The sequence below is a fragment of the Streptomyces spongiicola genome (assembly GCF_003122365.1).
Lineage (GTDB): Bacteria > Actinomycetota > Actinomycetes > Streptomycetales > Streptomycetaceae > Streptomyces > Streptomyces spongiicola.
The window spans coordinates 3,279,966-3,302,500 of record NZ_CP029254.1 but is presented as its reverse complement, the minus strand read 5'-3'; the positions used below and the strand labels follow the sequence as shown (position 1 = coordinate 3,302,500).

Sequence of the window (22,535 nt, the reverse complement as noted above, 5' to 3'; positions counted from 1 at the left end):
TTGATGTAGGCGAAGGGCATGCGAAAGGCCCGGCGTAGAGGGTAAGACCCCCGTAGCTGAAACATTAGCGGCTCGTTTGAGTTATTCCCAAGTAGCACGGGGCCCGAGAAATCCCGTGTGAATCTGGCGGGACCACCCGCTAAGCCTAAATATTCCCTGGTGACCGATAGCGGATAGTACCGTGAGGGAATGGTGAAAAGTACCGCGGGAGCGGAGTGAAATAGTACCTGAAACCGTGTGCCTACAAGCCGTGGGAGCGTCGGACGTGTTTTGCACGTCTCGTGACTGCGTGCCTTTTGAAGAATGAGCCTGCGAGTTAGCGGTGTGTAGCGAGGTTAACCCGTGTGGGGGAGCCGTAGCGAAAGCGAGTCCGAAGAGGGCGTTTGAGTTGCACGCTCTAGACCCGAAGCGGAGTGATCTAGCCATGGGCAGGTTGAAGCGGAGGTAAGACTTCGTGGAGGACCGAACCCACCAGGGTTGAAAACCTGGGGGATGACCTGTGGTTAGGGGTGAAAGGCCAATCAAACTCCGTGATAGCTGGTTCTCCCCGAAATGCATTTAGGTGCAGCGTCGTGTGTTTCTTGCCGGAGGTAGAGCACTGGATAGGCGATGGGCCCTACCGGGTTACTGACCTTAGCCAAACTCCGAATGCCGGTAAGTGAGAGCGCGGCAGTGAGACTGTGGGGGATAAGCTCCATGGTCGAGAGGGAAACAGCCCAGAGCATCGACTAAGGCCCCTAAGCGTACGCTAAGTGGGAAAGGATGTGGAGTCGCAGAGACAACCAGGAGGTTGGCTTAGAAGCAGCCATCCTTGAAAGAGTGCGTAATAGCTCACTGGTCAAGTGATTCCGCGCCGACAATGTAGCGGGGCTCAAGCGTACCGCCGAAGTCGTGTCATTGCGATATGTGCCCCCAACGGGGATCGTGATGGGTAGGGGAGCGTCGTGTGCCGGGTGAAGCAGCCGTGGAAGCGAGTTGTGGACGGTTCACGAGTGAGAATGCAGGCATGAGTAGCGATACACACGTGGGAAACGTGTGCGCCGATTGACTAAGGGTTCCTGGGTCAAGCTGATCTGCCCAGGGTAAGTCGGGACCTAAGGCGAGGCCGACAGGCGTAGTCGATGGACAACCGGTTGATATTCCGGTACCCGCTTTGAAACGCCCAGTATCGAGCCCATTTATGCTAAGGCCGTGAAGCCGTCGGCTGAGTCTTCGGACGAGGTCGGAGTGGTGGAGCCGCTGACCCGAGGTGGTAGTAGGTAAGCGATGGGGTGACGCAGGAAGGTAGTCCAGCCCGGGCGGTGGTTGTCCCGGGGTAAGGGTGTAGCCCGAGAGATAGGTAAATCCGTCTCTCATGTGGGTGAGACCTGATGCCGAGCCGATTGTGGTGAAGTGGATGATCCTATGCTGTCGAGAAAAGCCTCTAGCGAGTTTCATGGCGGCCCGTACCCTAAACCGACTCAGGTGGTCAGGTAGAGAATACCGAGGCGTTCGGGTGAACTATGGTTAAGGAACTCGGCAAAATGCCCCCGTAACTTCGGGAGAAGGGGGGCCACGCCTGGTGATCCGATTTACTCGGTGAGCTGGGGGTGGCCGCAGAGACCAGCGAGAAGCGACTGTTTACTAAAAACACAGGTCCGTGCGAAGCCGTAAGGCGATGTATACGGACTGACGCCTGCCCGGTGCTGGAACGTTAAGGGGACCGGTTAGCTCCATTTCGGTGGGGCGAAGCTGAGAACTTAAGCGCCAGTAAACGGCGGTGGTAACTATAACCATCCTAAGGTAGCGAAATTCCTTGTCGGGTAAGTTCCGACCTGCACGAATGGCGTAACGACTTCTCGACTGTCTCAACCATAGGCCCGGTGAAATTGCACTACGAGTAAAGATGCTCGTTTCGCGCAGCAGGACGGAAAGACCCCGGGACCTTTACTACAGTTTGATATTGGTGTTCGGTTCGGCTTGTGTAGGATAGGTGGGAGACTGTGATGCTTGGACGCCAGTTCAGGTGGAGTCGTCGTTGAAATACCACTCTGGTCGTGCTGGATGTCTAACCTGGGTCCGTGATCCGGATCAGGGACAGTGTCTGATGGGTAGTTTAACTGGGGCGGTTGCCTCCTAAAGGGTAACGGAGGCGCCCAAAGGTTCCCTCAGCCTGGTTGGTAATCAGGTGTTGAGTGTAAGTGCACAAGGGAGCTTGACTGTGAGACCGACGGGTCGAGCAGGGACGAAAGTCGGGACTAGTGATCCGGCGGTGGCTTGTGGAAGCGCCGTCGCTCAACGGATAAAAGGTACCCCGGGGATAACAGGCTGATCTTCCCCAAGAGTCCATATCGACGGGATGGTTTGGCACCTCGATGTCGGCTCGTCGCATCCTGGGGCTGGAGTCGGTCCCAAGGGTTGGGCTGTTCGCCCATTAAAGCGGTACGCGAGCTGGGTTTAGAACGTCGTGAGACAGTTCGGTCCCTATCCGCTGTGCGCGTAGGAGTCTTGAGAAGGGCTGTCCCTAGTACGAGAGGACCGGGACGGACGAACCTCTGGTGTGCCAGTTGTCCTGCCAAGGGCATGGCTGGTTGGCTACGTTCGGGAGGGATAACCGCTGAAAGCATCTAAGCGGGAAGCCTGCTTCGAGATGAGGGCTCCCACCCACTTGATGGGGTAAGGCTCCCAGTAGACGACTGGGTTGATAGGCCGGATATGGAAGCCAGGTGACTGGTGGAGTTGACCGGTACTAATAGGCCGAGGGCTTGTCCTCAGTTGCTCGCGTCCACTGTGTTAGTTCTGAAGTAACGAACATGCCGAGACCGTATACCACCGGTGGTGGGGTGCTGGTCGGCTGGTTCGATTTTTTCATAGAGTTTCGGTGGTCATAGCGTTAGGGAAACGCCCGGTTACATTCCGAACCCGGAAGCTAAGCCTTTCAGCGCCGATGGTACTGCAGGGGGGACCCTGTGGGAGAGTAGGACACTGCCGAACGATTGTTGAGGGGAAGCCCCGGGCCTTACGGCCCGGGGCTTTTCCGCGTTCCGGGGAGATTTTCTCGGCACGGGGTGTGGTCCGGGGTTCGGTGGGCTGCGGGGCGGGGCGGTTGGTGGTGTGGTCGCGGGAGTCCGGTGCGCTGTTTCGGGGTGTGGTGTCCCGGTCGGCGGGGCCGGGCCCGCACAGGCCGGAGGAGGGACCGGACGACCGACCTCCGAGGTGCCGGAGCCGAAACTGCCTTGGCATACCGGTGTCGCCACGGTGAGGATCAGAGCATGGACCACAGCATTCGCGCCGTGCGGGCCGGCGAGTGGGAGAAGGCCCGGGAGATCAGGCTGGCCGCCCTTCGGGATCCCGCGGCACCCATCGCGTTTCTGGACACCTACGAGCAGGCCGTGGGCCGGCCCGCGGGGTACTGGCAGGACCGCACCGACACGGCCGCGTCCGGGGTGGGCTTCCGTCAGTTCGTCGCGGAGGACTCCGACGGGCGCTGGGTCGGCACGGTGACCGTGATGGTCGAGGGCCCCTCGGACGACGTGCGCTTCGGGGAGGCGGCCAAGGTCGACCAGACGCACCTCGTCGGGGTGTTCGTACGGCCGGAGGTTCGGGGAACCGGCGTCACGGAAGGGCTGTTCCAGGCTGCCGTCGCATGGTCGTGGGCGCTGAGGGAGCCGCCGGTGGAGCGGATCCGGCTGTATGCGCACGAGAGAAACAGCCGCGCGATCGCGTTCTACCGGCGGTTCGGGTTCGTACCGAGCGGTGACTCCGTACCGGTGCTGTCCGATCCCTCGGCCCGGGAGTTCGAGTACGAGTTGCGCCGCTCCTGAGGCGGGCCATGACGGCTTGGGAACTCAGGAAGCGGCCGGTCCGGGAGCTGCGTCCGGGGTCAGCGGCTGGGGCCAGCGGGCACGGCCCTGTTCGCGGGAACGCAGCAGCGCGAACGTCGGCATGCCGAGAGCCGGGCCGGTGGCCAGCAGCTCCGGGAGGAGCGGCAGTGGGGCAACGGCTGCGATGTCGTCCAGGACGAGGGTGAATGGTGGGTCGAGCCGACCGTCGGATGACCGTGCGGCCATGCGGCGGCCGTGCTCGACCACGCTGGAGGTGAGTGCGGTCAGGAGCGGCATGGCCCCCGGGCGGGAGCGCGGACCCTCGATCGATTCACCCACCACATAGAGCGTGCCCCCCTCGTCCGCAAATGATTCCAGCGTGAGCGAATCCGCTCGGTTCGGGGTGCAGGCCTGACGGATGTGGACGGAGGAAAGGGCTGCCAGCGTACGGGCCGTCAGCTCCATTGCGATCTCCCGGCGTTCACTGTGCGAGGTGAGCGCCGACTCGAGCAGCCCTGCGAGTCCGGAGGCGGCCTTCGGGTGGGTGCGGAGGATTTGTACAGGTTCGTGCGCGCCACTCCCCTGGGCCCAGCGGTGGACCTGCTTGAACGGGCGTCCGTCCACGGCGGCGGCGTGCAGCCAGCAGCGCAGCAGCGTCTCCGCGGTGTCCGCGACGGCTTCGTCGAGGCGGGAGGGGGGACGTACGGGAGCGAAGAGGGCGGTCGCCCGGCTCGCCGCCGTGGCCGGATCCGCGCAACCGGCCGTCGGGGACCAGTGGAGTCGTGCGGGTGTGTCGCAGAGATGGCCCGGATCGTAGACGAGGACCGGGCCGAGTTCGGCCCTGGCTTCCCTGGTCTCCGACCAGACGACCGGATCGGATGTGACGACGAGCGCGGGGCCGGCGGCTTCGCGGATCGTCTGGACGGCGGAGGTGCGCCGGGCGGACGGGGCTGCGTAGAGGACCCGCGGACGGCGGGGGGCCGGGGCGCCGGTCCGCTCCGGCGAGTGAGGGTCCGTGGGTGCGGAGGGCTCGGCGGGTGCCGAGGTCGCGCCATGGCCGATCGGCATCGAGGCCGGCGCGGGTTCCATGGGGGGCGCCGCTTCGAACGGGTACGTCGTACCGGCGCCGGCCGCGGATCCTGCGGGGACGGCGGCCTCCTCGGTGACGGCCGTGCCCGGGCGGTGAACCCGCCGGTCCGGGGCCGGCGCCGGGACCGCCTCGGCCGGGACGTCGCCGCCCGTCTTCCGGCCCGCCTCCACCTCCGTCTTCCCGCCCGTCTTCCCGCCCGTCTCCACGTCCGCCTCGCGGCGCGACCGTACCGCGCGCCACCGGGACAGGGTGCCCAGGACGAACACCGTCAGCACCACGAGCGTCATCAGCAGGCCGATGAGCAGACCCCAGAACAGTCCGTGGCCCGAAAGCCGGTCGGCGGGTGTGGCGGGCCAGGCCGCGGGCAGGTCCCGGGGCTCGGACACGAGGCTGCGTATGGCGAGCGGGGTGTTGGTGAACGTCACGCCCTCCGGCCAGGAGCCGTGGGTGAGCAGGCCGGCGAGCCCCGTTGCCGTCCAGACCAGCAGGCTCAGCCCGACGAGCAGGCCGAGGAAGCCCACGAGCAGGCCGTCGGGCACACCCCGCTCCTGGCGCGGCCGCTCCCGGCCGGGGCCGCGTCCCGGGTCGCGCGTCACCGTCAGGCCACCGTCGACTCGGAGGAGTCCAGCCTCCGCTGCTGCCGTTCGATGAAGGCGGCGCGCTCCTCCGCCTCCTGTTCCGCGGCCCGGACGTCCTCGTGGAGAGCGGACTCGGTCATCGCCCGGTCCGTGTAGACCAGGGGGCGCTCGGCCTCCGTCACCAGGTGCTTGACGACCTGGACGTTGCCGTTGACGTCCCAGACCGCGATACCGGGGGTCAGGGTGGGGATGATCTCCACAGCCCACCGGGGCAGCCCGAGCACTCTGCCCGTCGCCCGGGCCTCGTCCGCCTTCTGGGCGTAGATCGTGCGCGTCGACGCCATCTTCAGGATGGCGGCGGCCTCCCGGGCGGCGGCGCCGTCGACCACGTCGCTCAGGTGGTGGACGACGGCGACGAAGGACAGGCCGAGCCGCCGGCCGAACTTCAGCAGCCGCTGGAAGAGCTGCGCGACGAAGGGGCTGTTGATGATGTGCCAGGCCTCCTCCACGAGGAAGATGCGCTTCTTCCGGTCCGGGCGGATCCAGGTGTGCTCCAGCCAGACCCCGACGATGGCCATGAGGATCGGCATGGCGATGGAGTTGCGGTCGATGTGCGACAGGTCGAAGACGATGAGCGGGGCGTCCAGGTCGATGCCGATGGTGGTCGGGCCGTCGAACATGCCGCGCAGGTCGCCGTCGACGAGGCGGTCGAGGACCAGGGCGACGTCGAGACCCCAGGCCCGCACGTCGTCGATGTCGACGTTCATCGCCGCCGCCGACTCGGGTTTCGGATGGCGCAGTTGGTCCACGATGTCGGTGAGGACCGGCTGCCGGTCGCCGACGGTCTCGTTGACGTACGCGTGCGCCACCTTGAGCGCGAAGCCCGCCCGCTCGTCGAGGCCGTGCCCCATGGCGACCTCGATGATGGTGCGCAGCAGCGCGAGCTGCCCGGTGGTGGTGATCGACGGGTCCAGCGGGTTGAGGCGGATACCGTCGTCCAGGGCTGCCCTCGGGTCGAGCCGGATGGGGGTTATCCCCAGCTCCTGGGCGATGAGGTTCCACTCGCCGACGCCGTCCTCGCCCTGCGCGTCCAGAACGACGACCTGGCGGTCGCGGAAGCGGAGCTGCCGCAGGACGTAGGTCTTCTCCAGCGCCGACTTGCCGTTGCCGGACTCGCCGAGGACCAGCCAGTGGGGGGCGGGGAGCTGCTGCCCGTACAGCTGGAACGGGTCGTAGACGTAGCCCTTGCCGCTGTAGACCTCGCGGCCGATGATCACGCCCGAGTCGCCCAGGCCCGGCGCCGCGGTCGGCAGGTAGACGGCCTGCGCCTGGCCCGTGGAGGTGCGCACGGGGGAGCGGGTCGTCTCGACCTTTCCGAAGAGGAAGGACGTGAAGGACTCGGTGAGGACGGACAGCGGGTCTCGCATCGGATGAGGGCCCCTATCGGCGCGTGTCGGTGCGTGTCAGCCGCTATCGGCGGATGCCGGTGGCGAACGGCAGCGTGTTGACAAAGGCCCGGTGGTGCTCGCGGTCGCACCACTCCAGCTTCAGGTACGACTTGCCCGCCGAGGCCCTGATCGTGCGCTTGTCCCTGGCCAGGGCCTCGGGCGTACGCGACGACACAGTGATGTACCCGACGAGGTTGACGCCTGCCGCGCCGCTGGCGAGATCTTCACCCCGCTGGTCGAGCCGGCCGTGCGCGGCGATGTCGCGGGGATCGACGGTGCGGTTCATCTTCGCGGCCCGGCTGGCCTCGGCCTCGTCGTTGGTCTTCTCCGTGAGCATGCGCTCGATGGCGACCTCGGTGGGCTCCAGGTCCATGCAGACCGCGACGGTGCGGATCACGTCCGGGGTGTGGACGAGCAGCGGGGCGAGGAAGTTGACGCCGACGGGGGTCAGCGGCCACTCCTTCACCCAGGCCGTGGCGTGGCACCAGGGGGCGCGGGTGGCGGACTCGCGGGTCTTGGCCTGGAGGTAGCCGGGCTCCACGGCGTCGAGTTCGGCGGGCCACGCGTTGCGCTTGGTCATGGCCTGGATGTGGTCGACGGGGTGGTCCGGGTCGTACATGGAGTGCACGAGGGAGGCGAGCCGGGCCTGGCCGAGGGGCTGGCGCACGCGGATGTCGGCCTCGGCGAGGCGGGCGCAGATGTCGGTGAGCTCGCGCGCCATGACGACGGCGAGGCCGGCGTCCTTGTCGAGCCGTCTTGATCCGGTGGCCTGGCGGGCGGCGCGGGCCATGGCGTGGGCCTCGGCGGCGAGTTCCCTGGTGTAGTGCATGCAGGCGACCAGGTAGGCGCGGTGCTGTTCGCTGGATGTGGAGACCATCGACTGGAGCTGCTCGTAGGACTGCTGGAGCCAGCCGGGGGCGCCCGGGTCGCCGCGCTGCGCGACGTCCTTGGCGTGCGCGTCGGGGTCGGCGGGCAGCGTACGGGCCAGCATCTGGAGCCGGGTCACGAAGCCGTCGCCGTTGGCGACGTGCTTGAGCAGGGTGCCGAAACGGTCCACCAGGGCTTCCTGGTCCTCGCTGTCGCGCAGCCCGACGCCGGGGCCCTCGATCTCGATGGCGGCCGTGACGGTGCGCCGGTCCGCGTGCAGCAGTACGGCGATCTCGTCCGGGCCGAAGGGGGCGGCGAGCCAGCCGATGCGGCCGATCCCGGGTGGCGGGCCGATCTCGACCTCGCGGCCGTCGATGCGGGTGCCCGCCTCCATGGCGCCGGAGCGGTAGACGGTGCCCCGGCGCAGGGTGCGCTTGTAGCTGCGGTTGATCTCGTACCAGCGGTAGAAGGTGCGCTGCTTGTACGGCACGTAGACGGCGGCCAGGGCGAGCAGCGGGAAGCCCGCGAGCAGCACGATGCGCAGGGACAGGACGGGGACCAGCAGTCCGCTCATCATGCCGAGGAAGGCGCCGGCGATGATCAGGGCGATCTCGCCGGTCTCGCGGTTCTTGCCGATGATGGCGTTCGGCCGGGCCCGGCCGACCAGATAGGTGCGGCGGGGCGCGATGGCCGGGGACTGCGTCGTCAACGCCCTCCACCTCCTGTGCTTCCTGTGCTTGTGCCGGTGGTGCTGCCGGGGCTCCGGCGGTGGCTGTGCGGGGTGCCGCCCGGGCCCGGGCTGCGGGGCGGGGGTGCGGCGACGGGGGCGGTTGCGCCGCCCCCGCTCGCGGTGGCGGATCCGGCCCCGCGTGTGCTGTGGGCGGCGACTCCGCCGGCGACGGGGCTCGGGGCGCTGCCGCCCCCGGTGCCGCCCCCGCCCTGCTGGTGGGTGCGGCTGCTGTGGGTCTTGATGCCCTGCGAGACGAGGGCGGCGGGCGAACTGATGACGGCGGCGGCCTTGTTCTCCGCGCCGTTCTGGATCCGGTTGTTGCGGGACGCGGCGATCTCGTCGCCGAACCCGGGGACGAAGCGGTAGATCATCGCGGAGGCGAAGATCGCGAGCAGGATGATGGCGAGTCCCGTGACGACCGCGGAGAACGAGTCCGGTCCGTCCTCGGCGGACAGCGCCCCGGCGAGGCCGAGCACGATGACGATGACCGGCTTGACGAGGATCACCGCGATCATGATTCCGGCCCAGCGGCGGACGTGGCCCCACATGTTCTTGTCCACGAGCCCCGAGTACACGACGACGCCGAGCAGGGCGCCCACGTACAGCAGGACGGCGCGCAGGAAGAGTTCCAGGTAGAGGATGCCGGCGGCGACGATCGTCACCAGTGAGACCACGATGAGCATGATCGGCCCGCCGCCGATGTCGTCGCCCTTCTGCAGCGCCTCCTTGAAGCTGCCGAAGAACACGTCGGTCTGACCGCCGGTGCCCTGGGCGATCACGTCGGTGATCGAGTCGGTCGCGGAGACGAGTGTGTAGAGGATCAGCGGGGTGAAGGCGCAGGCGAGGACGGTGAGCCAGAGGAAGCCGACGGCCTCGGAGAGCGCGGTGGTGAGGGGGACGCCGCGGATGGCGCGCTTGGCGACGGCCAGCAGCCAGAGCACGAGGGTGAGGAAGGTGGCGGCGGCGAAGACGACGGCGTACTGGCCGAGGAAGGTGGTGTTGGTGAAGTCCACCTCGGCGGTGGACTTCACGGCCTTGGAGAGGGTGTCGACCACCCAGGCGGCGGCGTCGGCGCAGCCGCGGGCGAGCGAGGAGAGGGGGTCGAGGGCGCCGGCGGGGTCGTCGAGCGAGGGGCCGCGGCGGGCGGCTCCGCCGGATTCACCGTCCTCGCAGTAGTCGCGGGCGGGGCCGACGATGAGTTCGCAGTCGTCCGCGGTCGGGGACGGTGTCGGGCCGGGGGTCGGTGCAGCATACACACGTGTGGCGAGAAGGAAGACGCCTCCCTGGGCGGCACCCAGCACCGACATGGCTGAAACCAGGCATCGCACCTTACCGGGCATAGGTGAACCCTCCGTACTCCTCGACGGCCCTGGCGATCTCGTCGGCGTTGGAGGCCGTGCGGTCGGCGTTCACCGGCGCGGGCCCTTCCTCTTGCGAGAAGCTCTCGACCTTCCAGTCGCCGTTCGCCCAGCGGAGTTCCAGGGCCATGGTGAACCAGTCGTTGGTCACGGGGTTGGTGGAGCCGATCCCGGCGCTCCCGAACACACCCGTGCACCAGACCTCGACCGACGCGGAGTGGTCCGTGTAACGGGTGACCTTGGTGCCCACGGGAGCGGTGCGTGACACGTACGTCAGGCCGTCGGCCGCGTTCCCCTTCTCGTCCAGGCCGACCCTGTCCAGGAATTCCCTGCCGTAGGCCCTGTCGAATCGGGCCTCGAGTTCGGCGACCTGGTCGGATACGAAGAGCTGACGCACGATGTCGCGTCGGCGGTCCGGCTTGAGGATGTCGGCGGAGACGAGCGTGACCGCGTAGTTCGCCGCCGCGCTCTGCGCCCCCTGCTGGTCCTTCGTGTACCCCGCGGGGATGCCCGCGTGCTTGCCCGCCACCGGGCGGATGCCGGTCGCCGCGGTGGGGGTGGTGCCCTTGGCCGTGCCCGTGGTTCCGGGGGAGACGGTGCCGTCACCGCGGTTGGCGAAGGCGATGGCGGAGACGAGGAGGACGACCACGCCCGCGACCATGACCAGCGAGCGGGAGTTGCGGGCGGGCCTGCGGGCACCGCCGTAGACGTCGCCGGTGCCTCCCCCGGGGAGGCGGGTGCGGGTCTGACCCGCCCCGCCGCTGCCGAAGCCGTCGGTCTCGTCGTCGTAGCTCATGCCGCAGGCGCCCCCTCAGCCGTGTGCGTTGCCGTGCCGTAGTACGACGGTAGCCCTGCTGTACGCGGTGCGGGCGGAGTGTGGTGACTCGACATCAGGGGGACGCAACCTCTGCCGGTGGGCGCGACGGACGGGTGGTGTCGGGGGTGGACGGGAAGCGGTACGGGGTGTCAGACGGCCATCCCGTACACGATGGTGAACAAGGTCCCCAGTGACCCGATGATGAAGACGCCGGTCAGGCCGGCGACGATGAGGCCCTTGCCCTGTTCCGCGCTGAACGTGTCGCGGAGGGCCGTGGCGCCGATGCGCTGCTTCGCGGCCCCCCAGATCGCGATGCCCAGGCAGAGCAGGATGGCGACGGCCATCACGACCTCGATCATCACGCGCGCCTCGTTCCCGAGGCTGCCGAAGGGTCCCCAGTTCGGGGCGATTCCGCCGATGATGGTGGTGATGTCGCCCTTCTCAGCCGCCAGGTACATATAACTCACCGCCCCTGTTGGGTAGTTGTACGCCCCTGCCGCACGGCACAGGCCACCTCTATCTTCGCTGATGAAACCGTCCGCGTGCGCCGACTTGGCGGCTCTCTTTACCCGATCCGCGCATGGATGCCGGTCCGGTCGCTCTGACCTGCGGTTGCCCGTGCGGCCGGGACGGGCGGGAAGACACGTTTCGTCACTCTGTGTATCACGCAGCGTGACTTCGGGCAATGACTGTCGTTGTGGCACCCAGGGCCCGAAACGGGTGCGGCGGCGCCGCCGGAGCGGGGCGGAGGCGTCCGGCGGGAGGCCATGTGCGCGGGGCGGAGCCGCACTCCGGCTCCGCCCCGCGACCCCGGTACGGTCAGCGGCCGACGACCAGGTAGCCGAGCAGCCCGATGGCCACGGCGATCAGGGCGATGACGGTCACGGCGGCGATGGTTCCCCCGGAGTCGCTGTTGCGCCCCGTCGTCCTGGCGCTGCTCTCCGCGTTCTGAAGGTTCTGCACGTCCTGCTCCTGGTGCTGGTCGCCCGACGGTCGAACGGCGGGCTGGTTCACAGCCTTCCCGGCTGCGTGACACAGCGTAACCACGGCTGGTCCAGACCACCTGTCCGGGGTGGCGGGGGTCCGGACCGCGCCGCCGGCGTCGCGGCGGCGGGTCTCCTCAGCGAGGGGCGACGAAGAGACTCTGGGCGCTGCGGCCGATCGGGCCCTTCTCGTCGTGCAGCCGGGCGTCCGCCAGGCCTATGCCGGCCGGGTCGACGCTCGTGCGGGCCTCGACGCAGACCCACTCGCCCGCCGGGTGCCGGTGCAGATGGACCGTCAGGTCGGCGTTGACGAACACCTGGCGCTCGAAGTCCAGGACGTTGCTGATGCCGTTGCCGGAGTCGGCGGCGACGAGGACGCGGTCCAGCGGGCGGATCTCCTCCCCCGACACGAGCGGCATCCTCATCCGCATCCAGCAGGTTCCGGGGCCCTGTTCCCGGAAGTTCCCCTCGGTGAACCGGGCGTCCATGGACGTGTGATAGCCGACGTCCCACGGCACGGCCAGGAAGGGCGTCTCCGGGGTCCCGCCCGGCGACGGAACCTGAGGAGCCTCGGAGACGGCCGGTCCCGGCTCGCCGAGCGTGCGGACGCGCAGGGCGCGGGCGAACATCACCGGCGCCCCGCCCTCGGGTGCGAGCGCCGCCTCGACGATCTCCACGCCGCGCCCGGTCCGCAGGACGGTCGTCGTCACCTCGAGCGGGCGGATCGGCACGGGGCGGACGATCTCGTACGTCACGCGCGCGAGCCGCATGTCGGCGCGCGCGCCCGGCCGCTCCTCCAGGGCGCGGCCGAGCAGCGCCGCGGGGGGTCCGGCGTGCTGCGATCCGGCGTCCCAGGGGCCGCGGGTGTGCTCGGTCGGCGAGAAACGGTCCTCGGAGATCCGCTCGTAGAACGCCGGGAGTTCCGTCATGAGGGGCCGCCTCTCGCCGCGGACAGGTGTACCGGCCACACGCTACCTGCGGGTAACCGGTGGGAACAGCCCTCGGGACCGTCATCGCGTCCGGTGCCCGTGCGCGGTCCACCGGGCCCGGTCCACCGTGCGCGGTCCACCGTGCCCGGCGACGGTCCCCGTGCGCACGTTCGCGGTCGCGGTGCCTGTTCATGGTCGCGGTCTTGTTCGCGGTCGCGGTCTCTGCCCATGGTCGCGGTCGCGTCCACGGTCTCTGTTCACGGTCGCGGTAGCGGTCACGGTGCCTGCGCCTGATGCCCGGGTCCCGGGCGCGGCGCCGACCGGCTCCCGGCCCGCCCCGCCGGCCCGGCCGGCCCGCCCTCTCCTCGTCCGGCGCCCGCCGCCGTGCTTCACCGGGACCCCCGTGCGCCCCCGGAACCGGGTGCTCCGCACCTACACTGGCGAGCGGTGGACTGCCGTGCGGTGGAGGATGATTGACGGTGCGTAAGGCGTGGGTCGTCGCAGGCGGGGCCGTCGGGCTCTGCCTGGGCTTCATCGCCCTGCTCGTCGTCGGGACCTTCTCCGCCGCCGCGGGACTCGGGGGCGGGGCGAAGGGGGCCGTGGCGCTGGCCAAGGGGGCCGTCCCCGCCCTGTACCAGCCGCTGGTGCAGAAGTGGGGCAACCTGTGCCCGGCCATCAACCCGGCGCTGCTCGCCGCGCAGCTGTACCAGGAGTCCGGCTGGAACCCGCGGGCCCAGAGCCATGCCGCCGCACAGGGCATCGCCCAGTTCATCCCGGGCACCTGGGCGGTGCACGGTGTCGACGGGGACGGTGACGGGGACCGCGACGTGTGGGACCCCGCCGACGCGATCCCCTCGGCGGCCTCGTACGACTGCAAGCTCGCGGGGTATGTGAAGAAGGCCCCCGGTGACCCGACGGACAACATGCTCGCCGCGTACAACGCGGGCGCGTACGCCGTGATCAAGTACGGCGGGGTGCCGCCGTACCGCGAGACGCAGAACTACGTGAAGGTCATCCGGACGCTGGAGAAGAGCTTCGCGCGGCCGGTCGGGCGGGTGGAGCCGTCGCGGCAGGCGGCCGGGGCGATCTACTTCGCCCAGCAGAAGCTCGGCACGAAGTACCTCTGGGGCGGGAACGGGACACCCGAGCAGGGCGGCCGGTTCGACTGCTCGGGCCTGACCCAGGCCGCGTACCGCACCGTCGGGATCGAGCTGCCGCGCGTGGCCAACGACCAGTACAACGCGGGTCCTCATCCCTCGAGGGACGAACTGCTCCCCGGGGACCTGGTGTTCTTCTCCGACGACCTGGCCGATTCACGGGCCATCAGGCACGTCGGTCTGTATGTCGGCGGGGGCTATATGATCAACGCGCCGTACACCGGGGCGGTGATCCGGTTCGACAGGATCGACACCCCGGACTACTTCGGTGCGACGCGGGTGACCAGGGACGGTGCCGAGGCACTGCCGAGCCCGCCACGGCCCGCCGTCTGAGAACCGGCTGACGGGGTGTCGGGCGTGGCCGGAAACCTCCGTACTCCCCTGGCCTGAACCGCGACGACGTATCACCCTTCGATAACGTCATGGTGATCGTTTCGTGGAGAGTGGAACGTACTCGCGGAACGAGTCGTTCCCTGGACCGGAGCAGTACATACGGACCGCACCGAACACGGGGTCTCGGAACGCGGCGCGCACGGGCGCGCGCCGCGACTGGCGACACACAGGCAAGGGGCCGCAGCAGATGGCTGGACTCGCACTCGACGGCGTGAATCCGGATGTCGGCCTGCTCTACGACATCAACGGGCTGGCCCGGTCGGCTCCGCCGTGGTTCGACCGCGTCATGGGGTTCGTCGGCGAGTTCGGGATCATGCTCGCCCTCGTCCTCGTGGCGCTGTGGTGCTGGTGGCGGGTGCGCCGGAGCGGTACCCCCGAGGATTCGATCAGCGCGGTCGCCGCGCTGGTCTGGGCGCCGCTCGCGGCCGGCATCGCCCTGCTGATCAATGTGCCGATCCGCGGTCTCGTGGAACGCCCGAGACCGTTCCTCGACCACCAGGGGCTGGAGGTCCTGGTGGCCGGGAAGACCGACTTCTCGTTCGTCAGCGATCACTCGACGATGGCGATGGCCATCGGCGTCGGGGTCTTCGTCGCACGCCGCGGCTTCGGGTTCGCGGCGATCGGACTCGCCCTCGCCGAGGGCTTCTGCCGGGTCTACATGGGCGTCCACTACCCGACCGACGTCATCGGCGGGTTCGCGCTCGGCACGGCGGTGGTGCTGCTCCTCGCCCCCCTCGCGCAGGCCCTGCTCACCCCGCTGGTGTCGGCGGTGGCCCGCTCGGCGGGCGCGGGCCGGCTGGTGCGGTCCCGGCGGGCGGCGGCGCCGGAGCGGGGGCACGAGATGCTCGACATACCCGAGCCGGATGTGCGGCCGGGGCGCAACGGCCTGGCGGCCTGAGAGCCGGTAGCACGAGCCCGCCCCCGTCCACGGGGGCCCCGCACCACCGCCCGGTCCCCGGCCCTCGCGCATCAAGGGGGCCGGTCCCGACGGCGCCCGTCCTCCGCGCTGCCCCCGTGCCTCCTCCGCGTACCGTCGGCCATCCTCCCCGGCCGTACCTGCCCGGTGCCGCCCGGTGCCGCTGATTACCGCCCGTTGCCGCCCGTCCCCGGCTGTCCCCGGCTGTCCATGGCCGCTCCCGCCCGTCGTGTGTCCGGCGCCCGTCCCCGCCGCCGAAGGGGGCCCGCGTCCGAAGGGGCCCGACGGCGAGGGGCGGGGCAGCGGAAGGGGAGGCCCGGGGGAAGGGGCGGGGAGAGGCGGGCTGAAGGATCCTCAGGCCTCGCCGGGCATCGCCGACTCGTGTGCCCTCGCATCCGTACGGGCGCGATCCCGGGAGCGGCGGGCGGGGCCCGTCCAGCCGCAGGAGCAGCGGGCCAGCGCGAACGAGCCCCGCTCGACGGTCGTGGTGTGGTGGTGAGCGGGGCGCACCCTTCCACGGTACCGGTCGTTATGCGGGACAGCGGCGAGCGTGTTGGGGGTTGACAGGCGATGGTGGTGCAGCAGCACTGGCTCAGGCGCGGCGCGTGTGCCGCTGCCGCCGTGATGGGTGTGTCCGGTACCGCCGGCTGCTCGGGAGGCGGGGACGCCGTCGCCGACGCCCGCGCCGGCGCGGATCCCCTCCTCAGCGTGCGCAAGGCCGCGGACGTGCTGGCCGAGGCCGGCACGGCGAAGGCGCGCACCGCCATGGAGACGGCCGCCGGCGGGACCAGGGTCACCATCCGCGGCGAGGGCGGGTACGACTTCCGGCGGGCCATGGGGCGGCTGCGCGTGGTCCTCCCCATCGATCCGGCCGGCTCCAGCGGTCAGCAGCCGATCACCGAACTGCTCGCCCCCGGGGCGCTGTACATGAAGGACCGCGGCGCCGGGGTACCGCCGGACAAGTGGGTCAGAGTGGACACGGCGGCGCTGACGGACGGCAACCTGGTCACCGGCGGCGCGACCGACCCGGCGGCCGCCGCGGAACTGCTGCGCGGGGCGCGGAGCGCGACGTTCGTCGGCCACGTGGAGCTTGCGGGGGTGCGGGTCGCGCACTACCGCGGCGTCACCGACATCGCGCACGCCGCGAGGGCCGCGTCCGCCCATGCCCGCGGCGCGCTGACCGCCGCGGCGAAGGGGTTCGACGAGGACGCCGTGTCCTTCGACGCCTACCTCGACTCCGAGGGGCGGCTGCGCAAGGTGCGCCACCAGTTCAGCTTCGCGAACCAGGGCAGAACGGTCGCCGTCGCGTCCACGACGCTGCTCTACGAGTTCGGCGCCCCCGTCGTGGTGCGGCTTCCGGACCGCCGGGACATCTACGCGGGCCGCGTCCGGATGTAGGCACCCGGGGGTCGGTAAATGGTCCGGACGTGCCATGCGCGGTGTGTATCCCGCTCCCTACGCTAGGAAGCCGACACCGGCCGGAAGAGGTGAACGCACGTGGCTCCCGCCAGTACGCCGACGGTCCAGGACCGTGTCGCCCTCGCCGAGATCGAGTTGTGCGGTGAGTTGATGATCGCGGCCTCGGCCGCGGACGGGGAACGGCTCAGTCCCGACCGTATCGACGAGGTGCTCAACGTCCATGTGAGCACGATCGACACCTAGCACTCCAGCAGGAGGCGTTCCGTCCGGGGAGGTCGCGAAAGCGGCTCCGTCCGCCCGCAGGGCAGGGGGGACTTCCACGGCACACCCCTGGCCAGGCCGGCCGCCGCCGTCGCGGCCGGCCCCGGGCGGGCTCGGGATCGGGGCCCCCGAAGGCCCCGGTGGACCCGGGGCGGAGGCCGGCCCCCCGGGCGGGCGGGGATCAGGTCCGCAGCATGCGGGCGATCGCCCTGGTGGCCTCCTCGACCTTGGTGTCGATCTCGTCGCCGCCCTTGAGCGCGGCGTCGGCGACGCAGTGGCGCAAATGCTCCTCCAGCAGTTGCAGCGCGAAGGACTGCAGCGCCTTCGTGGAGGCTGAGACCTGGGTGAGGACGTCGATGCAGTAGGTGTCCTCGCCGACCATGCGCTGCAGCCCGCGGATCTGGCCCTCGATCCGGCGCAGCCGCTTGAGGTGCTCGTCCTTCTGCTTGTGGTAGCCGTGGACACCCTGGTCGTGGCCGGATTCCTCGTGGGCCGTGACCGGAAGTCCGCCGGCTGTCTCCGTGGTCGTCATGGGTCCTCCCGCAGACCTGTCCGGTATACCCCTCGTGGGTATATGGTACCGATCCCTGGCGGTTCGGTCAGGGCCCCGTGCCGGTCTCTCCCGTCGATGGGCCACACTGAGGAGGCTCCGGTTAGCCGTGGCCGGATGATGCGCCTAGCATCAGCCTGGCCCAGACCCAGTACCCCGAGGACCCCACGTGCGATTTCGTCTGACCCCCAGGGAGACGAGCTTCTACGACATGTTCGCCGCGTCCGCGGACAACATCGTGACGGGCTCCAGGCTCCTGATGGAACTGCTCGGTGCGGACGGTCCCGCCCGGGCCGAGATCGCCGAACGGATGCGGGCGGCGGAGCACGCCGGGGACGACGCTACCCACGCGATCTTCCATCAGCTGAACTCCTCGTTCATCACGCCCTTCGACCGCGAGGACATCTACGCCCTCGCGTCGTCGCTGGACGACATCATGGACTTCATGGAGGAGGCCGTCGACCTGGTCGTCCTCTACAACATCGAGGAACTCCCGAAGGGCGTCGAGCAGCAGATCGAGGTGCTCGCACGGGCCGCGGAGCTGACCGCGGAGGCGATGCCGCACCTGCGGACGATGGACAACCTCACCGAGTACTGGATCGAGGTGAACCGCCTGGAGAACCAGGCGGACCAGATCCACCGCAAGCTCCTCGCGCACCTCTTCAACGGCAAGTACGACGCCATCGAGGTGCTCAAGCTCAAGCAGATCGTCGACGTACTCGAGGAGGCCGCGGACGCGTTCGAGCACGTGGCCAACACGGTGGAGACCATCGCGGTCAAGGAGTCCTGAGCGGACGTGGACACCCTTGCGCTGGTCGTGACCATCGGGGTCGCGCTCTTCTTCACGTACACCAACGGCTTCCACGACTCCGCGAACGCGATCGCCACCTCCGTCTCGACACGCGCCCTGACGCCGCGCGCAGCCCTGGTCATGGCCGCCGTGATGAACCTCGCCGGCGCCTTCCTGGGCAGCGGGGTCGCCAAGACGGTGAGCGAGGGCCTGATCGCGACGCCCAGCGGCGACAGGGGCATGGGCATCCTGTTCGCGGCGCTGGTCGGTGCGATCATCTGGAACCTGGTCACCTGGTACTTCGGCCTGCCGTCGTCGTCCTCGCACGCCCTCTTCGGCGGCATGGTGGGTGCGGCGCTGGCCGGCGGGACCGAGGTCATCTGGGGCGGGGTACTCGACAAGGTCATCATTCCGATGTTCGTCTCGCCGCTGGTCGGCCTCGTCGCCGGCTACCTCGTGATGTGCGCGATCATGTGGATCTTCCGGCGGGCCAACCCGGCGAAGGCGAAGCGCGGCTTCCGCATAGCCCAGACCGTGTCCGCGGCGGGAATGGCCCTGGGCCACGGCCTCCAGGACGCGCAGAAGACCATGGGCATCGTGGTGATGGCCCTGGTCATCGCCGATGTCGAGGAGCAGGGCGACCCTATTCCGGTGTGGGTGAAGGTGGTCTGCGCGGTGATGCTGTCGCTCGGCACCTACGCGGGCGGCTGGCGGATCATGCGGACGCTCGGGCGCAAGATCATCGAACTGGACCCGCCGCAGGGCTTCGCGGCGGAGACGACCGGTGCGTCGATCATGTTCGGCTCGGCGTTCCTCTTCCACGCGCCGATCTCCACGACCCATGTGATCACCTCGGCGATCATGGGTGCCGGGGCGACGAAGCGGGTGAGCGCGGTGCGCTGGGGAGTCGCGAAGAACATCGTGATGGGGTGGTTCATCACCATGCCGGCCGCGGCACTCGTGGCGGCGCTGTGCTTCTGGATCGTGAACCTCGCGTTCGGCTAGCCTCTACCGGTCTACCGGTCTACCGGTCTACGTCACACACACCGCGCCGCGCCCCGCTGAGGGGTGCGGCTCTTCCATGCGGCGCGGCCGTCCCGCGACTTCGGTAGCCGCGACCCCGGTGACCGCGACCCCGGTGACCGCGACCCCGGTGACCGGGCCCGCAGTGACCGCGACCCCGGTGACCGGGCCCGCGGGAGGGCCGCCTGCCGAGGGTTCTTCCCGACCGGCCCGCGCCGGGTGCGGCGTCCGGTCGCGGAGGGACGGGGCCATCGGCGGCTCGCAGACGCCCGGTGACCGGTGCCCGGTGACCGTTGCCCGGCGCACGGAGACAAATCCCGCGCACCGGACGGCGATCCCGCGCACCGGACGACGGCACCGGTACGACGTCGGCCCCCGCTCGGGATGAGAGGGGGCCGACCGTTCGCCCCGCGGTGGCACCGCCATGCAGCACCGCGGGGCAGTAGGGGGTGCTCAGCCGAAGCGGCCCGAGATGTAGTCCTCGGTCGCCTGGACGGACGGGTTGGAGAAGATCCGCTCCGTCTCGTCTATCTCGATGAGCCTGCCCGGCTGTCCGACCGCCGAGAGGTTGAAGAACGCGGTGCGGTCCGACACGCGCGCCGCCTGCTGCATGTTGTGCGTCACGATGACGATCGTGAAGCGCTCCTTGAGCTCGCCGATCAGGTCCTCGATCGCCAGCGTGGAGATGGGGTCGAGCGCCGAGCAGGGCTCGTCCATCAGCAGCACGTCGGGCTCGACCGCGATCGCACGGGCGATGCACAGGCGCTGCTGCTGGCCGCCGGAGAGGCCCGAGCCGGGCTTGTTGAGGCGGTCCTTGACCTCGTTCCAGAGGTTCGCGCCGCGCAGCGAGCGCTCGACGACGCCGTTCAGCTCGCTCTTCTTGTAGGAGCCGTTCAGCCGCAGGCCCGCCGCCACGTTGTCGAAGATCGACATGGTGGGGAACGGGTTGGGCCGCTGGAACACCATGCCGACCGTGCGCCGTACCGCGACCGGGTCGACCTCCTTGCCGTACAGGTTCTCGTCGTCCAGCATCACCTTGCCCTCGACGCGGCCACCGGGGGTGACCTCGTGCATGCGGTTCAGGGTGCGCAGGAACGTGGACTTGCCGCAGCCGGAGGGGCCGATGAAGGCGGTCACCGAGCGGGGCTCCACGGTCATCGAGATGTCCTCGATCGCCTTGTGGGAGCCGTAGAAGGCGGACAGTCCGCTGATGTCGATTCGCTTGGCCATTACTCAGTCACTTCCCAATCGCCGCGCGCTCAGCGGCCGGTCTTCGGGGCCTTCCAGCGGGCGATGCCGCGGGCCACCAGGTTGAGGATCATGACGAAGGCGATCAGTACGAGGGCGGCGGCCCAGGCGCGGTCGTACGACGCCTCGCTGCCGACCCGGTACTGCTCCCAGATGTAGAAGGGGAGCGAGGACTGGGCGCCTTCGAAGGGGTTGGCGTTGATCAGCTGGCTGCCGAAGACGAGCAGCATGATCGGCGCCGTCTCACCCGCGATACGGGCGACGGCCAGCATCACACCGGTCGAGATGCCGCCGACGGCGGTCGGGATGACCACCTTGGTGATCGTCCGCCACTTGGGGACGCCGAGGGCGAGGGATGCCTCGCGCAGCTCGTTCGGGACGAGCTTGAGCATCTCCTCGGTGGACCGGACCACGACCGGGATCATCAGGATGGTGAGGGCGAGCGAGCCCATGAACCCGGACGGGGACCAGCCGGCCAGCAGCATGATCGAGAGGATGAAGAGACCGGCGACGATCGACGGGATACCGGTCATGACGTCGACGAAGAAGGTCACGGCCCTGGCCAGGTTCCCCTTGCCGTACTCGACCAGGTAGACGGCGGTCAGCAGGCCGACGGGCACGGAGATCAGGGTCGCGAGACCGACCTGCTCCAGGGTGCCGACCAGGGCGTGGTAGACGCCGCCGCCCGGCTCGAAACCGGGGACGCCGGCCATCGAGTGGGTGAGGAAGTAGCCGTCGAGGGCCTTCATGCCCCGGCTGACCGTCACCCAGATCAGGGAGAGCAGCGGGACGACGGCGAGGGCGAAGCAGACCCAGACGACGCTGGTGGCGAGGCGGTCCCTGGCCTGGCGGCGGTTCTCGACGGCCGAGGTGGTCGTGTACGAGACGGCCACGAACAGCAGGGCGGAGACCAGGCCCCACTGGACGCGGCTCTCCCAGCCGGCGGCCAGGCCGATGCCGCAGCCGAGTGCGACGGAGACGACCGCGAAGGCGGGCTGGGCCCAGCGGGGCAGTCCGCGGCGGCTCAGGCTGTCACCCCGGCGCGGTGCGGGGGCGTCGGTACGGGTGTCCTTGACGGTTGCGTGGCTCATCAGGCGTTCGCCCCCGAGTACTCCTTGCGACGCGCGATGATCAGTCGTGCGGCGCCGTTGACCAGCAGGGTGAGCACGAAGAGGACCAGACCGGAGGCGATCAGGGCGTCCCGTCCGAACTGGTTGGCCTCGTCGAACTTCGCGGCGATGTTCTGGGCGAACGTGCCGCCGCCCGGGTCGAGGATGTGGAGCGAGATGACGAAGCTCGGCGAGAGCACCGTGGCGACGGCCATGGTCTCGCCGAGCGCGCGGCCGAGGCCCAGCATCGAGGCGGAGATGACGCCGGAGCGGCCGAAGGGGAGCACCGACATGCGGATGACCTCCCAGCGGGTCGCGCCGAGCGCGAGCGCGGCCTCCTCGTTCATCCGCGGGACCTGGAGGAACACCTCACGGCTCACGCTGGTCACGATCGGCAGGATCATGATGGCGAGCAGGATGCCGACGGTGAAGAGGGAGCGCGCGACGCCGGCCTCGGTCTTGTCGAAGACGTACGTCCAGCCCAGGTACTCGTCCAGCCACAGGTTCAGCCCTCCCAGGTACGGGACGAGGAAGAGGGCTCCCCAGATGCCGTAGATGATCGACGGGACGGCTGCCAGCAGGTCGACCACGTAGGCGAGCGGGGCGGCTATGCGGCGGGGCGCGTAGTGGGAGATGAACAGGGCGATGCCGACCGCGACGGGGACCGCGATGGCCATCGCGATGACCGAGCTGACGACGGTGCCGAAGAGCAGGACCGCGATGCCGAAGACGGGCGGGTCGCCCGCCGGGTTCCAGTCGAAGGTGGTGAGGAAGTTGCCTTCGTTCTCGGAGATGGCGAGGGCGGCGCGGTAGCCGAGGAACACGGCGATCGACGCCATGATCGCGAGTAGCAGGATGCCCGATCCACGGGAGAGGCCAAGGAAGACCTTGTCCCCCACGCGGCCGGTGGACGCGGCGCGGCGCGAGGCGGCCGGGGGTTCCGGCGGTGTCTCTGTGGGTGTGGTGGAAGCCATGATCTTTCCGGTCTGGGTGGGGGAAGGGCCCGCGGGTCGCGGTTCCCCTGGCGGCGGTGCACCGGAGGGTGACGGCGGGGAGGCCGGCCCGG

20 protein-coding genes and 2 rRNA genes (1 of these 22 only partly in view) are annotated in these 22,535 nt (G+C 69.4%); 9 read left to right on the top strand and 13 right to left on the bottom strand.

Annotation, left to right across the window (positions count from 1 at the left end):
- From DDQ41_RS14485 to DDQ41_RS14475, 3 genes are all read left to right on the top strand, one after another.
- A 23S ribosomal RNA gene (locus tag DDQ41_RS14485) occupies positions 1–2,752 on the top strand (it extends 368 nt beyond the left edge of the window).
- A gap of 104 nt (positions 2,753–2,856) precedes the next feature.
- A 5S ribosomal RNA gene (rrf, locus tag DDQ41_RS14480) occupies positions 2,857–2,973 on the top strand.
- 278 nt (positions 2,974–3,251) lie between these two features.
- On the top strand, positions 3,252–3,803 hold the full coding sequence (locus DDQ41_RS14475) for a GNAT family N-acetyltransferase (RefSeq protein WP_109294879.1): 552 nt from the start codon (positions 3,252–3,254) through the stop codon (positions 3,801–3,803).
- 24 nt (positions 3,804–3,827) lie between these two features.
- On the opposite strand, the gene DDQ41_RS14470 is transcribed toward DDQ41_RS14475, so the two are convergent.
- The 8 genes from DDQ41_RS14470 to DDQ41_RS14435 all read right to left on the bottom strand — a co-directional run bounded on the left by DDQ41_RS14470 (position 3,828) and on the right by DDQ41_RS14435 (position 12,603).
- Complete coding sequence (locus tag DDQ41_RS14470; RefSeq protein ID WP_373995515.1) at positions 3,828–5,432, bottom strand: type VI secretion protein; 1,605 nt, start codon at positions 5,430–5,432, stop codon at positions 3,828–3,830.
- Positions 5,433–5,491: 59 nt separating this feature from the next.
- The gene (locus DDQ41_RS14465) at positions 5,492–6,898 is read right to left on the bottom strand and encodes an ATP-binding protein (RefSeq protein ID WP_109294878.1); all 1,407 of its coding nucleotides are present in this window, start codon (positions 6,896–6,898) and stop codon (positions 5,492–5,494) included.
- A gap of 43 nt (positions 6,899–6,941) precedes the next feature.
- Positions 6,942–8,495, bottom strand: a complete 1,554-nt coding sequence (locus DDQ41_RS14460; RefSeq protein WP_109294877.1) for an SCO6880 family protein — start codon at positions 8,493–8,495, stop codon at positions 6,942–6,944.
- On the bottom strand, positions 8,492–9,856 hold the full coding sequence (locus tag DDQ41_RS14455; RefSeq protein WP_167450256.1) for a hypothetical protein: 1,365 nt from the start codon (positions 9,854–9,856) through the stop codon (positions 8,492–8,494). The genes DDQ41_RS14460 and DDQ41_RS14455 overlap by 4 nt, the downstream gene beginning before the upstream one ends.
- A complete protein-coding gene (locus DDQ41_RS14450; protein ID WP_109294875.1) occupies positions 9,846–10,670 on the bottom strand; it encodes a hypothetical protein in 825 nt (274 codons plus the stop codon). Before DDQ41_RS14450 ends, DDQ41_RS14455 begins: the two co-directional genes overlap by 11 nt.
- A gap of 170 nt (positions 10,671–10,840) precedes the next feature.
- Positions 10,841–11,149, bottom strand: a complete 309-nt coding sequence (locus DDQ41_RS14445) for a hypothetical protein (protein WP_017945892.1) — start codon at positions 11,147–11,149, stop codon at positions 10,841–10,843.
- A 361-nt stretch (positions 11,150–11,510) separates the two neighbouring features.
- Complete coding sequence (locus DDQ41_RS14440; protein WP_245991520.1) at positions 11,511–11,654, bottom strand: hypothetical protein; 144 nt, start codon at positions 11,652–11,654, stop codon at positions 11,511–11,513.
- Between the two features lie 157 nt (positions 11,655–11,811).
- Complete coding sequence (locus DDQ41_RS14435) at positions 11,812–12,603, bottom strand: thioesterase family protein (protein ID WP_109294873.1); 792 nt, start codon at positions 12,601–12,603, stop codon at positions 11,812–11,814.
- A 479-nt stretch (positions 12,604–13,082) separates the two neighbouring features.
- Here DDQ41_RS14435 and DDQ41_RS14430 point away from each other — a divergent pair, with 479 nt between their 5' ends.
- Positions 13,083–14,093, top strand: a complete 1,011-nt coding sequence (locus tag DDQ41_RS14430) for a C40 family peptidase (RefSeq protein ID WP_109294872.1) — start codon at positions 13,083–13,085, stop codon at positions 14,091–14,093.
- A 247-nt stretch (positions 14,094–14,340) separates the two neighbouring features.
- On the top strand, positions 14,341–15,051 hold the full coding sequence (locus DDQ41_RS14425; protein ID WP_109294871.1) for a phosphatase PAP2 family protein: 711 nt from the start codon (positions 14,341–14,343) through the stop codon (positions 15,049–15,051).
- Positions 15,052–15,423: 372 nt separating this feature from the next.
- Here DDQ41_RS14425 and DDQ41_RS31685 read toward each other — a convergent pair whose 3' ends face one another.
- Positions 15,424–15,579 carry a hypothetical protein gene (locus tag DDQ41_RS31685; RefSeq protein WP_167450255.1) on the bottom strand — a complete coding sequence of 52 codons (156 nt, stop codon included), beginning with the start codon at positions 15,577–15,579 and terminating at the stop codon, positions 15,424–15,426.
- Between the two features lie 60 nt (positions 15,580–15,639).
- Here DDQ41_RS31685 and DDQ41_RS14420 point away from each other — a divergent pair, with 60 nt between their 5' ends.
- Positions 15,640–16,467, top strand: a complete 828-nt coding sequence (locus DDQ41_RS14420) for a hypothetical protein (protein ID WP_109294870.1) — start codon at positions 15,640–15,642, stop codon at positions 16,465–16,467.
- A 99-nt stretch (positions 16,468–16,566) separates the two neighbouring features.
- Positions 16,567–16,731, top strand: coding sequence for a hypothetical protein (locus DDQ41_RS31680; protein WP_167450254.1), 165 nt, complete (start codon positions 16,567–16,569; stop codon positions 16,729–16,731).
- Positions 16,732–16,930: 199 nt separating this feature from the next.
- On the opposite strand, the gene DDQ41_RS14415 is transcribed toward DDQ41_RS31680, so the two are convergent.
- Complete coding sequence (locus DDQ41_RS14415; protein ID WP_109294869.1) at positions 16,931–17,281, bottom strand: metal-sensitive transcriptional regulator; 351 nt, start codon at positions 17,279–17,281, stop codon at positions 16,931–16,933.
- A gap of 187 nt (positions 17,282–17,468) precedes the next feature.
- Between DDQ41_RS14415 and DDQ41_RS14410 the strand changes: the two genes are divergently transcribed.
- On the top strand, positions 17,469–18,089 hold the full coding sequence (locus DDQ41_RS14410) for a DUF47 domain-containing protein (protein WP_109294868.1): 621 nt from the start codon (positions 17,469–17,471) through the stop codon (positions 18,087–18,089).
- A 6-nt stretch (positions 18,090–18,095) separates the two neighbouring features.
- Positions 18,096–19,094, top strand: a complete 999-nt coding sequence (locus DDQ41_RS14405) for an inorganic phosphate transporter (protein ID WP_109294867.1) — start codon at positions 18,096–18,098, stop codon at positions 19,092–19,094.
- 471 nt (positions 19,095–19,565) lie between these two features.
- On the opposite strand, the gene pstB is transcribed toward DDQ41_RS14405, so the two are convergent.
- From pstB to pstC, 3 genes are read right to left on the bottom strand one after another with little or no spacing between them, the layout of a single operon-like run.
- Positions 19,566–20,342 (bottom strand): phosphate ABC transporter ATP-binding protein PstB, encoded by a 777-nt coding sequence (pstB, locus tag DDQ41_RS14400; protein ID WP_109294866.1) that lies wholly within the window; start codon positions 20,340–20,342, stop codon positions 19,566–19,568.
- A gap of 29 nt (positions 20,343–20,371) precedes the next feature.
- Entirely contained in the window at positions 20,372–21,451 is a 1,080-nt protein-coding gene (pstA, locus tag DDQ41_RS14395; protein ID WP_109294865.1) for a phosphate ABC transporter permease PstA, read from the bottom strand.
- Complete coding sequence (gene pstC / locus DDQ41_RS14390) at positions 21,451–22,443, bottom strand: phosphate ABC transporter permease subunit PstC (RefSeq protein ID WP_109294864.1); 993 nt, start codon at positions 22,441–22,443, stop codon at positions 21,451–21,453. The genes pstA and pstC overlap by 1 nt, the downstream gene beginning before the upstream one ends.
- Positions 22,444–22,535 lie beyond the last annotated feature (92 nt).

Coding starts and splice junctions, on each gene's coding strand:
- DDQ41_RS14435 (WP_109294873.1), bottom strand. CDS start 12,603: ATGACGGAACTCCCGGCGTTCTACGAGCGGATCTCCGAGGACCGTTTC.
- DDQ41_RS14420 (WP_109294870.1), top strand. CDS start 15,640: ATGGTGGTGCAGCAGCACTGGCTCAGGCGCGGCGCGTGTGCCGCTGCC.
- DDQ41_RS14425 (WP_109294871.1), top strand. CDS start 14,341: ATGGCTGGACTCGCACTCGACGGCGTGAATCCGGATGTCGGCCTGCTC.
- DDQ41_RS14450 (WP_109294875.1), bottom strand. CDS start 10,670: ATGAGCTACGACGACGAGACCGACGGCTTCGGCAGCGGCGGGGCGGGT.
- DDQ41_RS14475 (WP_109294879.1), top strand. CDS start 3,252: ATGGACCACAGCATTCGCGCCGTGCGGGCCGGCGAGTGGGAGAAGGCC.
- pstC (WP_109294864.1), bottom strand. CDS start 22,443: ATGGCTTCCACCACACCCACAGAGACACCGCCGGAACCCCCGGCCGCC.
- DDQ41_RS14445 (WP_017945892.1), bottom strand. CDS start 11,149: ATGTACCTGGCGGCTGAGAAGGGCGACATCACCACCATCATCGGCGGA.
- pstB (WP_109294866.1), bottom strand. CDS start 20,342: ATGGCCAAGCGAATCGACATCAGCGGACTGTCCGCCTTCTACGGCTCC.
- DDQ41_RS14415 (WP_109294869.1), bottom strand. CDS start 17,281: ATGACGACCACGGAGACAGCCGGCGGACTTCCGGTCACGGCCCACGAG.
- DDQ41_RS14465 (WP_109294878.1), bottom strand. CDS start 6,898: ATGCGAGACCCGCTGTCCGTCCTCACCGAGTCCTTCACGTCCTTCCTC.
- pstA (WP_109294865.1), bottom strand. CDS start 21,451: ATGAGCCACGCAACCGTCAAGGACACCCGTACCGACGCCCCCGCACCG.
- DDQ41_RS14455 (WP_167450256.1), bottom strand. CDS start 9,856: ATGCCCGGTAAGGTGCGATGCCTGGTTTCAGCCATGTCGGTGCTGGGT.